Genomic DNA, 15,560 nt, shown 5'->3' with positions numbered 1-15,560 from the left:
GCAGGGGGGAATGAGGGTGGCACGGGCCGCGGCACGGGAGGTGAGCCGGTATGAGTGACGCGGCAGCGCTGCCGGGACAGCCGCGCGGCGGGGCCGTCTCCGGGCCCGCGACCCTCCGTACCGTCAACGTCCTCGCCCCCAACGCCTCGCCCATGACGCTGGACGGCACCAACACCTGGATCGTGGCGGAACCCGACTCCGATCTCGCGGTCGTCATCGACCCGGGGCCGCAGGACGACGCGCACCTGCGGGCGGTCGTCGACACCGCCGAACGGGCCGGCCGCCGCATCGCGCTCACGTTGCTCACCCACGGGCACCCCGATCACGCGGAGGGCGCGGCGCGCTTTGCCGAGCTGACGCGGACCAAGGTGCGTGCCCTGGATCCGGCGCTCCGCCTCGGCGACGAGGGGCTGACCGCCGGAGACGTGATCAGCACCGGGGGACTGGAACTGCGCGTCGTGCCGACGCCCGGCCACACGGCGGACTCGCTCTCCTTCCACCTGCCCGCCGACCGGGCGGTGCTGACCGGGGACACGGTCCTCGGGCGTGGCACCACGGTCGTCGCGCACCCGGACGGAAGGCTGGGCGACTACCTCGACTCACTGCGCAGACTGCGCTCGCTGACCGTCGACGACGGCGTGCACACCGTGCTGCCGGGGCACGGCCCGGTGCTGGAGGATGCGCAGGGCGCGGTCGACTTCTACCTCGCGCACCGTGCACACCGGCTGGCCCAGGTGGAGACGGCGATCGAGGCCGGGCACCGGACGCCGGCCGAGTTGGTGGCCCACGTGTACGCGGACGTGGACCGGTCGCTGTGGCCTGCGGCGCAGCTCTCCGTACGGGCGCAGCTGGAGTACCTGAGCGAGCACGGGCTGGTGTAGCGGGGACGGCCTGGTGCGGTGCTCCGGTCCGGGGCCGGGCCCTGACCTGAGCTGACCGGACCGAGCCTCGAATCAGACCGAATCGGCCCGATCGGGAGCGCACCGGATCGGATCGGCCCTGGTTGCACTGCCCCCGGCGTCGACCCGAGCGGACCGGAACCAGCCGCACCGGACCGGGGCCGATCGCATCTGATCGGACCCGGTCACACCGAATCGCCGCGCGGGGGCTCGGGGGCCTCCCCGTGCGGTCGGCGGGAGCGCTTCGACTAGCGGGAGCGCTTCGCCAGGCGTTCCACGTCGAGCAGGATCACGGCGCGCGCCTCCAGGCGCAGCCAGCCACGTCCCGCGAAGTCCGCGAGCGCCTTGTTGACCGTCTCGCGGGAGGCGCCGACCAGCTGGGCCAGCTCTTCCTGCGTCAGGTCGTGGACCACGTGGATGCCTTCCTCGGACTGGACGCCGAAGCGCCGCGAGAGGTCCAGGAGGGCGCGGGCGACCCGGCCGGGCACGTCCGAGAAGACCAGGTCGGACATCTGGTCGTTGGTCTTGCGGAGACGGCGCGCCACGGCGCGCAGCAGAGCCGAGGCCACCTCGGGGCGGGCGTTCAGCCAGGGCTGGAGGTCGCCGTGTCCGAGGCCGAGGAGCTTGACCTCGGTCAGCGCCGTCGCGGTTGCGGTGCGCGGGCCCGGGTCGAAGAGCGAGAGCTCGCCGATGAGCTCTCCCGGACCGAGGACGGCCAGCATGTTCTCGCGGCCGTCGGGGGAGGTGCGGTGGAGCTTCACCTTGCCCTCGGTCACCACGTAGAGGCGGTCGCCCGGGTCGCCCTCGTGGAAAAGAGCGTCGCCGCGTGCGAGGGTCACCTCACTCATCGAGGCGCGGAGCTCCGCGGCCTGCTCATCATCGAGCGCCGCGAAAAGCGGGGCGCGCCGCAGAACGTCGTCCACGAGTTCTCTCCTTGTCGGCCTGTTCAGGAAACCGTGGTCCCCATCATGCCGGACGGTAAAACAGTGCGATCAATCACAAACCAGTTTGACGCACGGACGTGCCGAACCGTGCGTCAGGGGGCCGATCGAGGGTGTGTACGCGGTGACCGGGGCGGATGGCGACCTGTGGCTCTAGGCTGGCCGGGTGTCCAAATCGCCGGTGAGAACGCAGGCCAAGGGGGATGGTGGGGTGTCGGAGGGCCGTGATTCCGCTATGGGCGAACAGGCTGCGAGTCGTTCGAAAAAGGTGACAAAACGCCCCGTGGTCGCGCAGTCCGGGAGCGCTGGAACGAAGGCCGTGGAGGCCCCGAAGGCCGTGAAGGCCCCGAAGGCTGGGAAGGCCGCGAAGACCGTGCAGGCCAAGAGAGCTGTCAAGGCGGCCAGGGCGGCAGAGGCGCCCAAGGGAGCGGAGGCACCCAAGAAGACCAACGGGGCCAGGGCGAACAGAGGGGCGAAGGCCGCGAAGCCGGAATCGCATCTGGCGATGGTCCGTCGCGCCCGCAGGATCAACCGCGAACTTGCCGAGCTCTACCCGTACGCCCACCCCGAGCTGGACTTCAGGAACCCGTTCGAGCTTCTCGTCGCCACAGTCCTCTCCGCCCAGACCACCGACCTGAGGGTCAACCAGACCACTCCCGCGGTCTTCGCCGCCTACCCCACGCCCGAGGACATGGCCGCGGCTGTTCCGGAGGAGCTGGAAGAGATCGTCCGGCCGACCGGCTTCTTCCGGGCCAAGGCCAAGTCGCTCATAGGGCTTTCCGCGGCGATCAGGGACAACTTCGGCGGCGAGGTGCCGGGCCGTCTGCCCGACCTGGTCACGCTGCCGGGGGTCGGCCGCAAGACCGCCAATGTCGTCCTCGGCAACGCCTTCGGTGTACCCGGCATCACCGTCGACACGCACTTCGGCCGCCTCGTCCGTCGCTGGAAGTGGACGGAGCAGGAGGACCCGGAAAAGGTGGAGGCCGAGATCGGTGCGATCTTCCCGAAGAGCGAGTGGACCATGCTCTCGCACCGCGTCATCTTCCACGGCCGACGCATCTGTCACGCCCGCAAGCCCGCCTGCGGCGCCTGTCCAATCGCGCCGCTCTGCCCCGCGTACGGGGAAGGTGAGACGGACCCGGAGAAGGCCAGGAAGCTGCTGAAGTACGAGATGGGCGGTCGGCCCGGTCAGCGGCTGAACCCGCCGGCGGACTACCCGGGGAAGCCCGCGCCCGGTCCCGGGGGCAGCTGACGTACCGGCGTCCGCCCCGGAACGAAATGCGTGACGCCAGGCGTTGTGAGACGAGGGGTGCCCATGAAGACGCGAGGACAGAGCACGGGCCGGCAGAACGCTGATCGCCGACAGAGCACTGGTCAACGACAGAGCACTGACCGGCGGGGTGCGGGTCGGCCGAGTACGGACGGGCGGAGCGAGGACGGCCGGGACGGCGCGGTGAATCGCGCGGCGGCGGCCGCAGCGTCCGCGTCCGCTGTCGCCACGGCGGGAGCGGGCGGGGCAACGCCGGGAGCGGACGCGGCCACGGCCGGCGCCGGGCAGGACTCCTGCCTCACCATGACGACGGAGGGTCTGCCCGAATGGCTCGTCCCGGTGGCCACGGCCGTGCGAACCGTCGAGCCGGGTCAGCTCAGCCGCTTCCTGCCGCCCGAGAACGGTGCCGGACGGCAGTCCGCCGTCCTCGTCCTGTTCGGCGAGGGCGAGCGCGGTCCCGAGCTGCTCCTCATGGAGAGAGCCGGAAGCCTGCGCTCCCATGCCGGGCAGCCCTCCTTCCCCGGCGGTGCCCTGGACCCGGAGGACGGCGACCAGGGGACGACGGGGCCGCTGCGGGCCGCGCTGAGGGAGGCGCAGGAGGAGACCGGTCTCGACCCGCGCGGGGTGCAGCTGTTCGGTGTGCTGCCCCGGCTCTACATCCCCGTGAGCGGCTTCGTCGTGACGCCGGTCCTCGGCTGGTGGCGGTCGCCGAGCCCGGTCGGAGTCGTCGATCCGGGTGAGACCGCCCGAGTCTTCACCGTTCCCGTGGCAGATCTCACTGATCCGGCCAATCGGGCGACCGCGGTACATCCCAGGGGGCATCGGGGTCCGGCATTCCTGGTCGAATCCGCTCTTGTCTGGGGCTTCACCGCAGGCGTGATCGACCGGATCCTGCACTTCGCGGGCTGGGAGCGCCCGTGGGACACCGGCAAGCAGGTGCCGCTCGACTGGCACGCATGACAGGCTGGCTCCGTGCTGCGCTGTCCGGCCCCGGCCGGAACCAGCAGATCGAACGGGCCCGGTGACGAATCTGTGAGGCTAGAGACGGTGAACGTGCTGGACATCCTGCTGCTGGCCGGCGCCGTGTGGTTCGCTGTCATCGGCTATCGACAGGGGTTCGTCGTCGGCATCCTGTCGGTGATCGGGTTCCTCGGCGGCGGTCTTGTCGCCGTCTATCTGCTGCCGATCCTGTGGGACCAGTTGACGAACGGCTCGGCGGTCTCGTCGACGGCGGCGGTGGTCGCGGTCGTCATCGTGATCGTGTGCGCCTCGGTCGGGCAGGCGTTCACCACGCACCTCGGGAACAAGCTCCGCCGGTACATCACGTGGTCGCCCGCGCGCGCCCTCGACGCCACCGGAGGCGCCCTGGTCAACGTGGTCGCGATGCTGCTGGTCGCCTGGCTGATCGGTTCGGCCCTGGCCGGCACCACCCTGCCGACAGTGGGCAAGGAGGTCCGCAGCTCGTCGGTCCTGCTCGGCATCTCGCGGGTGATGCCCGTACAGGCCTCGACCTGGTTCACGGACTTTTCGTCGGTGCTCGCCCAGAACGGCTTCCCGCAGGTCTTCAGCCCCTTCGCCAACGAGCCGATCACCGAGGTCCAGGCCCCGGACCCGGCGTTGAGCACCAGCCCCGTCGCCGTCCGCGCCCAGCACTCCATCGTCAAGGTCGTCGGCACCGCGCCGAGCTGCGGCAAGGTCCTCGAAGGCACCGGATTCGTGTTCGCCGACCGTCGTGTGATGACCAACGCCCACGTCGTCGGCGGTGTCGAGGAGCCGACCGTGCAGATCGGCGGCCAGGGCCGGCTGTACGACGCGAAGGTCGTGCTCTACGACTGGCAGCGGGACATCGCGGTACTCGACGTACCGGACCTCGAAGCGAAGCCGCTGCAGTTCACCGACGCCGACAAGGACGCGCGGACCGGGGACGGCGCCATCGTCGCCGGCTTCCCGGAGAACGGCTCGTACGACGTACGGTCCGCGCGGGTGCGGGGCCGTATCGACGCCAACGGCCCGGACATCTACCGCCGGGGCACCGTCCGCCGCGATGTGTACTCGCTCTTCGCGACCGTCCGTCAGGGCAACTCGGGCGGACCGCTGCTGACGCCCGACGGCAAGGTGTACGGAGTCGTGTTCGCGAAGTCGCTCGACGACCCGGACACCGGTTACGCGTTGACGGCCGACGAGATCCGCCAGGACATCGCGCACGGCCGCTCCGCCAACCAACAGGTCGACAGCCAGGGGTGCGCTCTCTAGTGCCGTGACCGGCAAGGTTTGCTCGGAAGGAGCGTCGTCCGGTGCGTGCGATCGCAAGGCGGCCGGAAGCTCTCGGATGGGGCCTTCCCTGCTCGAACGAAGCCGAGAGCCCGGGGAACTGCCGGACGGCGCGACGGGGCAAACGTCGCCGGGAGCGGCACTCGGGACTCCAGCGACTGTTTTCGGACTGCTGTTGTCCGGCCGGAGGCCGGGCCGTGCGTGCCAGCTATCGTGCGGCAAGCGGCAGTTCGACGACGGGCCCTGGCGTCGGGAGCGACAGCACCAGGCCCTGCCGTCGTCATGTCGCAACTGCCATCTGTCATCCGCCGCTTGCGGCCTGCCATCTGCTGTGCGACGCCCGACCGGCACGTCCGTCGGCCTCCGGTCGGTGAGAAGCCCGGAGCTCGGGGTCGGCCGGAGCGCGGGCCAGTCAGCCGGTCCGGCGCCCGTACGGAAGCGCGTCACCACACAGGAGTACGCCACCCATGCGGAAGAGCGCCTCACATCCGGAAACTCATCCACGCGGGTGGCGCAGTCGTGCCGAGACCCAACGGGCCCGGCGGCGCAGGATACGCGGGATGCCGAGCCGGGGATCGTGCATCACACGCATGTCATGCGCCCGGCCCTGGGGGCCGCCCCTCTCGTGATTGCCCGGATCCGCCGTGGCGGTCGAGCGACGGTTGCGTGCTGCGTCACCGATGTCGTGCGTCCAGCCCATACCTCGACGTCTGCCCGTGCCTCATGGTCGGTAACCGCCCGTCCGTCAGCCAATTGGCCTATGCGGCGGGCAATTGGCGTTCGTCGGACAACCGTGCGTGCGCGGCTACCGGTCGGGCTCGGTGTCCTTGAGCCAGTTGATGAGTTCGGCTGAGAACCCGGCCGGATCCTCCTCGTGCGGGAAGTGCCCCAGACCGTCGAAAAGTCGCCAACGGTACGGCGCCTCGACGTACTCGCCGGACCCCGCCGCGCTCCGGGTACGGACCGCCGGATCGAGTGAGCCGTGCAGATGCAGCGTGGGGACGCGTACCGGCAGCTTCATTCGCCGGTTGAACTGGATTCCGTCCGGACGGGCCAGGGAGCGCACCATCCACCGGTACGGCTCGATCGAGCAGTGCGCGGTCGACGGGATGCACATCGCGCGCCGGTAGACGTCGAGCGTCGCGTCGTCGGGGAACTCAGGCGTCCGGGGACCCGCCCAGTCATGGATCAGCCGCCCCACCAACGCCGCGTCGTCCGCGACGAGCTGACGCTCCGGCACCCAAGGGCGCTGGAAGCCCCACACGTACGACCCCGCGCGGGACTGCGCGAAGTCGGAGAGCATCGAGGAGCGCCAACGGCGCGGATGCGGCATCGAGGAGACCACGAGACGGCGCACCAGCTTCGGCCGCATCACGGCGGCCGTCCACGCGAGGTAGCCGCCCAGGTCATGACCGACGAGTGCCGCGTCCGGTTCGCCGAGCGAGCGGATCACACCGGTGACGTCGAGCGCCAGATTGGCGGGGTCGTACCCCCGGGGCGTACGGTCGCTGCCGCCCACGCCCCGCAGATCCATCGCCACGGCACGGTATCCGGCGTCGGCCAGGGCGGTGAGCTGGTGTCGCCAGGTCCACCAGAACTGCGGGAAACCGTGCAGCAGCAGGACGAGCGGTCCCTCGCCGAGCTCGGCGATGTGGAAGCGGGCGCCGTTCGCCGCCACGTCGCGGTGGGTCCACGGTCCGTCGAGCCGGACCGGCCCTCCGGCACCGGCCGGTCCGGGCCTGTCGGCGTCGGAGGGCGTGCTGTCCCGGCCCGACCGGCCCTTCGGATCTCCCGACCGGTCTTTTGGATCTCCTGACCGGCCTTTCGGACCTACCGGGTCGGACGCACTGGAATCGTGGACCATCATGTGGTCGAGCGTGCCACAGTCGGCGCCTCGTTCTGTGCCGGAGCCGCCTCCAGAGCCTTGTCCGCCCGGGTGCTGCCAGTGACGGCCGGCCGGCCCGTCCCCGCTGCGGCGGTGGCGCGCGGATGGGGCTTGACGCCCTGGAGGACCGCCGCCGTCTGCTTCGCCGAGGCGATGGACCGCTCCGGCGGCTTCACCTTCTTGAACTTGGCGACGGCGAACAGAGCGAGTAGCGCACCCAGGACGATGAACGCTCCGCCCACGATCAGGAACGACCAGGCCAGCCCGAGTCCCAGGTTGTGGATTCCGTACGCTGCCGCGAAGCTCAGCACCGGGATCGCGAACAGAAGCAGCACGCCCGCGATGATGATCACCACACTGCCGGTGACTCCACGCTTGACGTCCTGGCGTACCTCCGCCTTGGCCAGGGCGATCTCGTCGTGCACCAGTGCGGACATCTCGGCCGTCGCCGCGGCGACCAGCTGTCCGAGACTGCGGTCGGTGTTGCCCGCCATGTTGCCGGGGTCGCTCATCCCTGACTCCCTACTTCTGCTCTCCTGCTCAACACATCTGGTGTCAGATCATGCCGGACTGTCCGGCTTGCTGCTCGCTGCCCCCGCCAGTCGGGCAAGGCGTCGGTGCTCGGCCGCCTTCTTCTCGTGGATCGCGGCCATCCGCAGGTGGTACTCCGGATCGCCCTGCTCATAGACGTCGGGCACGCCGTCCTGGTCCTCGTCGAGCTCCTCGGCCTCGTGCAGCATCCGATATTTGCGTACGCGGAGTTTGAGCAGCGTTCCGGAGAACAGCGCGGACGTGAGGGAACCGATCAGCACGGCGGCCTTGATCTCGTTGATCGTGTCCGCGTCGCCGACGAAGGCCAGCTCGCCGATGAGGAGCGAGACGGTGAAGCCGATGCCCGCCAGCGACGCGACCGCGAAGACGTCCGCCCAGGCCAGATCCTTGTTCAGTTCCGCCTTGGTGAAGCGGGTGGCCAGCCAGGTGCCCCCGAAGATGCCGATCGTCTTGCCGACGACCAGTCCCAGGACGACGCCGAGCGTCTCGGGCCGGGTGAAGACGTTCGCCAGCGCTCCCCCGGAGAGGGGCACCCCGGCGGAGAAGAGGGCGAACAGCGGTACGGCAACACCGGCCGAGAGGGGGCGTACCAGGTGCTCGATGCGCTCACCGGGGGAGTGCGTCTCGCCGTCCTGCCGGGTGCAGCGCAGCATGAGGCCCATGGCGACCCCGGCGATGGTGGCGTGGATGCCGCTGTTGTACATCAGGCCCCAGATCACCACGGCTAGCGGTACGTAGATGTACCAGCCGCGTACCTTGGCGCGCAGCAGCAGGTAGAACACGACGAGGCCGACGAAGGCGCCGATCAACGCCATGAAGTTGATCTTCTCGGTGAAGAAGACAGCGATGATCAGGATCGCGAAGAGGTCGTCGACTACGGCGAGCGTCAGCAGGAAGGCACGCAGCGCGTTCGGCAGCGAGGTGCCGATGACCGCGAGGACGGCGAGCGCGAAGGCGATGTCGGTGGCGGTGGGGACGGCCCAGCCGTCGGTGGAACCACCGCCGATCAGGACCTCGGCCGTGTAGACGACGGCCGGGACGGCCATGCCGCAGAGCGCGGCGATGACCGGCAGCGCGGCCGCCTTGGGGTCGCGCAGTTCGCCCGCGACCAGTTCCCGTTTGAGTTCGACGCCTGCGACGAAGAAGAAGATCGCCAGCAGCCCGTCCGCCGCCCAGTGCTCGACGGAGAGGTCGAGGCCCAGCGAGGCGGGACCGAGGTGGAATTCGCTGACGGCCGCGTAACTGGAGCCGAAGGCGTTCGCCCATATCAGGGCCGCCACTGCCGCGACCAGCAGAATGACCCCGCCGACGGTCTCGGTGCGCAGGGCGTCCGCGAGGTAGTTCCGCTCGGGAAGGGACAACCGCCCCAGGAAGGTACGGCGGGACGAGGGCGTGGGGGTGGGCGCGGCCACGAGAGGAGACCTCCGGGTCGGTCGGTACGGCGGCGATGGCATGGCTGATGCACTTGCCGACCAGACTTCCCGGCACACCCAGTGAAGATTTTTTGTTGAGCTGTTGACGCGCTTGCCACTGTACCCGGGATGCGCCGGGTTGTATCTGGTGATCTCCGCCCCAACAATGCCCGAGGGGCATCCGGCGCGTTGCCGGATGCCCCTCGGGGGCGTGCTCGGGCCTTGGTGCCCAGGCACTCGTTGCCCCCTGTCCGAGGGCCCGCAGCTCAGATCCGTCGCCAGGGGCCCGCTGCCCGGACCCTGGTGCCCGGGGTTCTGCGGCCCGGGCACCGGTGCCTCACTCGGTTACGGGGTGTGTTCAGTCCTCGGACGAGCCGGAGGACGACGGCAGCTGGTTCTGGATGAGATCCATGACCGAGGAGTCGGTGAGCGTCGTGACATCTCCCAGCTCGCGGTTCTCCGCGACATCCCGCAGCAGCCGCCTCATGATCTTGCCGGAGCGGGTCTTCGGCAGCTCGGCGACCGGCAGGATCCGCTTGGGCTTGGCGATCGGGCCCAGCGTGGCGCCGACGTGGTTGCGCAGGTCCGCGACCAGTTCGTCGGACGCGGTGGCCGAACCGCGCAGTATCACGAACGCGACGATGGCTTGGCCGGTCGTCTCGTCGGCGGCGCCGACCACGGCGGCCTCCGCGACCGAGGGGTGCGACACGAGCGCCGATTCGACCTCGGTGGTCGAGATGTTGTGACCGGACACGAGCATCACGTCGTCGACCCGGCCGAGCAGCCAGATGTCGCCGTCCTCGTCCTTCTTCGCGCCGTCGCCGGCGAAGTACTTGCCCTCGAACCGCGACCAGTAGGTGTCGATGAAGCGCTGGTCGTCGCCCCAGATGGTGCGGAGCATCGACGGCCACGGCTCCGTGAGGACGAGATAGCCGCCCCCGCCGTTCGGCACCTCATTGGCCTCGTCGTCGACCACCGTGGCGCTGATGCCGGGCAGGGCGCGCTGGGCGCTTCCCGGCTTGGTCTCCGTGACGCCCGGCAGCGGCGCGATCATCATCGCGCCCGTCTCGGTCTGCCACCAGGTGTCCACGATCGGGCACTTGTCGGCGCCGATGTGCGTGCGGTACCACATCCACGCCTCGGGGTTGATCGGCTCACCGACCGACCCCAGGACCCGAAGGCTGCTCAGGTCGAACTTGGCGGGGATGTCGTCTCCCCACTTCATGAACGTGCGGATCGCGGTCGGCGCGGTGTAGAGGATCGTGACGCCGTACTTCTGCACGATCTCCCAGAAACGGCCCTGGTGCGGGCTGTCGGGCGTGCCCTCGTACATGACCTGCGTCGCGCCGTTGGCCAGCGGGCCGTAGACGATGTACGAGTGTCCGGTCACCCAGCCGATGTCGGCGGTGCACCAGAAGACGTCGGTCTCCGGCTTGAGGTCGAAGACCGCGTGGTGCGTGTACGCGGCCTGCGTGAGGTAGCCGCCGGAGGTGTGCAGGATGCCCTTCGGCTTACCCGTCGTGCCGGAGGTGTACAGGATGAAGAGCGGCTGCTCCGCCTCGAACGCCTCGGGGGTGTGCTCGGCGGACTGCCGACCGGTGATCTCGTGCCACCAGACGTCACGGCCCTCGGTCCATGCGGTGTCCTGGCCGGTGCGCCGGACCACCAGGACGTGCTCGACGCCGTCGATGCGGGAGACGGCCTCGTCCACGGCCGGCTTGAGCGCGGACGGCTTGCCCCGGCGGTAGCCGCCGTCGGCGGTGATGACGACCTTGGCGTCCGCGTCCTGGATACGGGCGGCGATGGCGTCGGCCGAGAAGCCGCCGAACACCACCGAGTGCGCGGCGCCGATGCGGGCACAGGCCAGCATCGCGACGGCGGCCTCGGGGATCATCGGGAGGTAGACGGCGACCCGGTCGCCCTTGCCGACACCGAGCTCGGTGAGAGCGTTCGCGGCGCGGGAGACCTCGTCCTTCAGATCGGCGTACGTGATGGCGCGGCTGTCGCCGGGCTCGCCCTCGAAGTGGATGGCGACCCGGTCGCCGTGACCGGCCTCGACGTGGCGGTCCACACAGTTGTACGCGACGTTGAGCTTGCCGTCCGCGAACCACTTGGCGAAGGGCGGGTTGCTCCAGTCGAGCGTCTCGGTCGGCTCCGTGGCCCAGGTCAGACGGCGGGCCTGCTCGGCCCAGAAGCCCAGCCGGTCAGCCTCGGCCTGCTCGTAAGCTTCCGCTGTGACGTTGGCGTTCGCGGCCAGATCGGCAGGCGGCGCGAATCGGCGCTCCTCACGAAGCAGATTGGCCAGGCTGTCATTGCTCACGACATCTCCCATTCCCAGGGTGTCCGTTGTGTCCCGTGCATAGCTCATCAGGCCGGAGGGCCGGGTGACAAGGGTTTGCCGAGAATTGGTTTAGACCTGTGTTTCGGTGTATGGGGACATGGCCCCGCGTTTCCATGCTGCGCGGCACCGCGCGACGCGGCGCGCAGTGACACGACGCGGTGCGACGTGATGCGCTCCAGGTGGCGGCGGGAAAGCGGGGGCATGAGATCTCACGGAATTTCCTACGGACCCGGTGCGTATCCGGTTCAGCCGGTTCAGCTTTGGTCCGCTTTCGCTCCGGAGCGGGTGCCCTCGGGCGGCCGAAGGGCTGCCGTCCGAGGGCACCTGGCGTCGGAGCGCATCGGGCATCGGGGCACACTCGGCGTCCGAGGGAACTGGGCATCCGAGGACACCGGGCGGTCCGTGCCGTCCCACGCGCCCATGGTGTTCTGCAGGCCCGGGTTCTCGGGGGTGAGCCGCCCAAGTCAGACGCCGGTGCGTTCCAGACCGTCCGGGTCGGAAGGGGTGCCTGGTCTCCCCGGTGTATCCGGTCTCGACGGTGTTCCGGCGGTTCCCGGTGTTCCGGACGAGTCCTCGGTTCCCGCGGCTCCCGGTCTCCCCGACGAGATCCCGGGGGCGGCGCAGACGTCGCCGGGGCCCACCCGGTCGAAGACCTCGTCGAGTGCGATGCCGACGCTCGCGGGCCCGGTCAGCAGATACGCCTGGGCCTCGCCCACGTGGAAGTACATCCCGTGCAGTTGAAGGGTGCCTTCGGACAGCCGTCGTGCCACCGAATCATGGGCCCGCAGATGCTCCATCTGCTGCACCACGTTGGTGAGGCAGAGCTGTTCCACCGCGTCCGTGGGCAGACGGCCGGAGATCCGGGCCCAGGGGTGACGCCGTGATGCCATTCGCTTCAGGCTGGGCAGTCCGTGTCTCAGCCAGCGCCACAGGGACGTCTGTGGAGTGTCCGGGGTTCGTGTGCCGTCGAGCAGTGCCTGCATCGCACCGCACCCGGAGTGCCCGCAAATGGTGATGGAATCCACCCCCAGCACGTCCACCGCGTATTCGATGGCGGCGCCCACCGAATCGTCCCCGGACTCGGTGTTCGGCGGCGGCACCAGATTGCCGATGTTCCGGACGGTGAACAGATCGCCCGGCCCGCTTGCCGTGATCATGCTGGTGACGAGACGGGAATCGGCGCAGGTGATGAAGAGCTGGGAGGGGCGCTGTCCCTCCCGGGCCAATCGGGCCAGCTCCTCACGCACCAACGGGGCGGTGTGGCGCTGGAACGTGCTCAGGCCGCTCACCAGGCGGTTTCCGCCTGTCTGACGCCGGTCGGCGGTCGATGCGCCCACTGGGGCCGGGGCGCTGTCGCCTCCGGCAACGGGGCGAGCGGCGGCAGGGCCGGCGGGAGCAGGGCCAGGGTCGGTTGCAAGGGGACAAGCACCGGTCGGATCGTCGGAGCCACGGCTGTGGCCGGCACCTTGGCCGGGCCCCTGATCGGGGCCGAGGCCATGGCCGTGGTCGCGCCCGAGACCTGGACCGCGATCGCGGCTGACGCCCGCAGCGATGCCGGATCCGTGGCCGTGGCCGATGCCGGGAAGGTCGTCGGGGGTGGCGTCAGAGCTGGGAGGGGCGTCCGGGGCGATGTCGGAGCCGGGAGGGGCGCTGTCGGCGGTGCCACGATGGGGAGAGGTGAAGGCATCGGATCCGGGGACCGGCGCGGTGGCGCCGCACGTGTGGAAGGCGCGTTTCGCGCCGGAGTCCGGGGCAGTGGCAACGTGCGCTTCGGGGGCGTCGCAGGACGGCGTGCCACCGCCCTCGGGAAGACCGTGCTTCTGCTCGGACCGGTCGTGACAGTGATGGTTGCGCCACGGTGTCCAGGGGCTGCAACAAGAATGGGCGGCCGAGGCGGGCTCCGCGATCCGGCTCCCGGACCTGCCGGTGAAGACGACCCGGCCGCCGTGGGCCCTCTGCGCGATGCTCCAGTCCTGGATCGTCTCGTATGCAGCGTGGTCCATGAAGAAACCGTCCAGTTCGACGACCACATCTCCGTCCTGCGGCAGCCGCCCGAACGTCCGGCTGAGCCTGGGGACCGCGAGGAACGTCAACTGGCCCTGTACGACGACCAGGTGCCGTCCTTCATGGTCGGTGACGGTGATTCTGGTACGGGCCAGCCGGTGGAGGGCGACGACCACTGCCACCGCGATGCCGATCGCCACACCCTTGAGGACGCCGAACAGGATCACACCGCTGATCGTCGCGCCGTACACCAGGAATTCCCGGTGCTTATGGACATTGCGGATGTGGGCGAAACTCACCATTTGGATGCCGACCATCATGACCAGCGCGGCGAGCGCGGCCAACGGGATCAGCTCCAGGACGGCGACCAGGAGCCCGGTGGCAAGGACCACCCAGATGCCGTGCAGCACGGTGGAGGCGCGGCTGGTGGCCCCGGCCCGTACGTTCGCCGAACTGCGCACCGCGCCCCCGGACACCGCAAGTCCGCCCACCAGCCCGGACAAGGTGTTGGCGATGCCTTGCGCACGTAGTTCGCGGTCGAGGTCGGAGCGCCCGACCGGCGGGCCGGGCGGGCCGGGCGGGTCCGACGAGGCGGGCTCGGAGGGGACGGCAGGAGGGGTGCAGACGGCTGCCGCAGCTGAATTGCCGGGCGAGACAGGCACGTTGGGCGCTGTTGCCGTAGCCGACACCGGCGGCGACGAGGGTGTGTCCCTGTTCCGGTCGGCGGCTCGTCCGCCGAAGCGGTCGGCCGTCAGCTTGTCCACGGCGACTGCCGCGAGCAGTGATTCCAGACTGGCCACCAGCATCACCGTGAACACTGCGGTGGCGAGAGCGAGCACCGGACCGTGCGGCAGTTCCGGTAGGGCGTGCGAGCGCCAGGACGGCAGATCGACGCGGGCGACTCCCGGCGTTGCGACCCCGGCCACCACCGTCGCGGTCACCACCGCGACGAGGGCCGCCGGCACCCGTCGTACCGTCCGGCCGAGTCGGCCCGGAGTCCGCGGCCACAGGACCAGGACGGTGATGGTCAGCATTCCGATGAGCGGCGCCGACGGGCTCACCCGATCCAACTGGTCGGGCAGGGCAAGGAGGTTGGATACCGCGGAACTCTGAGGCGAGCCGCCGAGCACGATGTGCAGCTGAGCGAGCGCGATGGCCACGCCGATGCCGGCGAGCGTGCCGTGGACGATGGCGGGGCTGACCGCAAGGGCGCTGCGTGCCGCCCGCAGCGACCCCAGCACGATCTGGAGCAGTCCGGCACCGATGGTGATCGCGCAGGTGGTGCGCCAGCCGTAGATCTGGATCAACTCGGCTGTTACCACGGTCAGTCCGGCGGATGGGCCGCTGACCTGAAGAGGTGTGCCGCCGAGCAGTCCGGCGACGATACCGCCGATCGCGGCGGAGATCAGTCCGGCCGTCAGTGGGGCGTCCATGGCGACGGCCAGCCCGAGCGACATGGGGACTGCTAGGAGAAAGACCGTGATGGACGCGGAGAGATCGGCGCCCGAGATGCGGAGTCGTGGACCGCCCAGTGGCGACGGCGGCGGGCTGTGTGGTCGCTTGACCCCCGATGAGCGGGGTGGACGCGAACTCCGGGACGCGCGGTCATGACGTGTGGGTACGCAAGCGGACATGTTTCCGTCTCCTCCGGACAGCGTGGGCGCGAAACATGAGGGAAAGCGGCCGCGAAGCAGGGCGCCCGACGGCGACATTTCCCAACTCTTGGTAAATAGATCGTAATGGAGAGTAAAGACTTGCGTCCATACTTGGGGTCAAATGATCTATTCATTCATCCATTTCGGTGAATAGGCATTTTTTTGTGTGACCCACCGCTTGGCTGTTGCCGCTAGTACTCCAGCCGTAGATCGTGATCTTCAGGTCGGATTCGCAGCTTGCCGGCGGTAATGGCTGGCTTGGGCTCGGGCCTGGTGGCGACGTTGCCAGGCGGACCACGCGAGCCGGTGGGCTGCATCGTGCATGGGCCG

Annotated in this window: 11 protein-coding genes; 4 read left to right on the top strand and 7 right to left on the bottom strand. The window is 69.7% G+C overall.

The features are described 5' to 3' along the window. Positions 1-50 precede the first annotated feature (50 nt). Positions 51-881 carry an MBL fold metallo-hydrolase gene (locus ACFYXM_RS30750; protein ID WP_389294276.1) on the top strand — a complete coding sequence of 277 codons (831 nt, stop codon included), beginning with the start codon at positions 51-53 and terminating at the stop codon, positions 879-881. A 266-nt stretch (positions 882-1,147) separates the two neighbouring features. Here ACFYXM_RS30750 and ACFYXM_RS30745 read toward each other — a convergent pair whose 3' ends face one another. Then, the gene (locus tag ACFYXM_RS30745; RefSeq protein ID WP_010473292.1) at positions 1,148-1,822 is read right to left on the bottom strand and encodes a Crp/Fnr family transcriptional regulator; all 675 of its coding nucleotides are present in this window, start codon (positions 1,820-1,822) and stop codon (positions 1,148-1,150) included. Positions 1,823-2,075: 253 nt separating this feature from the next. Between ACFYXM_RS30745 and nth the strand changes: the two genes are divergently transcribed. The 3 genes from nth (at position 2,076) to ACFYXM_RS30730 (ending at position 5,363) form a co-directional block, all read left to right on the top strand. Next, the gene (gene nth / locus ACFYXM_RS30740; RefSeq protein ID WP_389294274.1) at positions 2,076-3,092 is read left to right on the top strand and encodes an endonuclease III; all 1,017 of its coding nucleotides are present in this window, start codon (positions 2,076-2,078) and stop codon (positions 3,090-3,092) included. Between the two features lie 321 nt (positions 3,093-3,413). Further along, the gene (locus ACFYXM_RS30735; RefSeq protein WP_073788286.1) at positions 3,414-4,070 is read left to right on the top strand and encodes a CoA pyrophosphatase; all 657 of its coding nucleotides are present in this window, start codon (positions 3,414-3,416) and stop codon (positions 4,068-4,070) included. An 87-nt stretch (positions 4,071-4,157) separates the two neighbouring features. Then, complete coding sequence (locus tag ACFYXM_RS30730; protein WP_389294272.1) at positions 4,158-5,363, top strand: MarP family serine protease; 1,206 nt, start codon at positions 4,158-4,160, stop codon at positions 5,361-5,363. A gap of 514 nt (positions 5,364-5,877) precedes the next feature. On the opposite strand, the gene ACFYXM_RS30725 is transcribed toward ACFYXM_RS30730, so the two are convergent. The 6 genes from ACFYXM_RS30725 to ACFYXM_RS30700 all read right to left on the bottom strand — a co-directional run bounded on the left by ACFYXM_RS30725 (position 5,878) and on the right by ACFYXM_RS30700 (position 15,209). Then, positions 5,878-6,081 (bottom strand): hypothetical protein, encoded by a 204-nt coding sequence (locus ACFYXM_RS30725; protein ID WP_389294270.1) that lies wholly within the window; start codon positions 6,079-6,081, stop codon positions 5,878-5,880. 105 nt (positions 6,082-6,186) lie between these two features. Continuing rightward, positions 6,187-7,248, bottom strand: coding sequence for an alpha/beta fold hydrolase (locus ACFYXM_RS30720; protein WP_389294268.1), 1,062 nt, complete (start codon positions 7,246-7,248; stop codon positions 6,187-6,189). Next, positions 7,245-7,778, bottom strand: coding sequence for a phage holin family protein (locus ACFYXM_RS30715; protein WP_389294266.1), 534 nt, complete (start codon positions 7,776-7,778; stop codon positions 7,245-7,247). Before ACFYXM_RS30715 ends, ACFYXM_RS30720 begins: the two co-directional genes overlap by 4 nt. A 48-nt stretch (positions 7,779-7,826) precedes the next feature. After that, entirely contained in the window at positions 7,827-9,230 is a 1,404-nt protein-coding gene (gene nhaA / locus ACFYXM_RS30710; protein WP_389294264.1) for a Na+/H+ antiporter NhaA, read from the bottom strand. 358 nt (positions 9,231-9,588) lie between these two features. Next, the gene (gene acs, locus ACFYXM_RS30705) at positions 9,589-11,562 is read right to left on the bottom strand and encodes an acetate--CoA ligase (RefSeq protein ID WP_389294263.1); all 1,974 of its coding nucleotides are present in this window, start codon (positions 11,560-11,562) and stop codon (positions 9,589-9,591) included. A gap of 473 nt (positions 11,563-12,035) precedes the next feature. Continuing rightward, on the bottom strand, positions 12,036-15,209 hold the full coding sequence (locus tag ACFYXM_RS30700) for a SulP family inorganic anion transporter (RefSeq protein ID WP_389294262.1): 3,174 nt from the start codon (positions 15,207-15,209) through the stop codon (positions 12,036-12,038). Between the last annotated feature and the right edge of the window lie 351 nt (positions 15,210-15,560).

Origin of the sequence: Streptomyces sp. NPDC002476 (assembly GCF_042889785.1) — a bacterium.
Taxonomy (GTDB): domain Bacteria; phylum Actinomycetota; class Actinomycetes; order Streptomycetales; family Streptomycetaceae; genus Streptomyces.
Note: the sequence above shows the minus strand (reverse complement) of the source record. Positions and strands in the feature narration are given on the sequence as shown.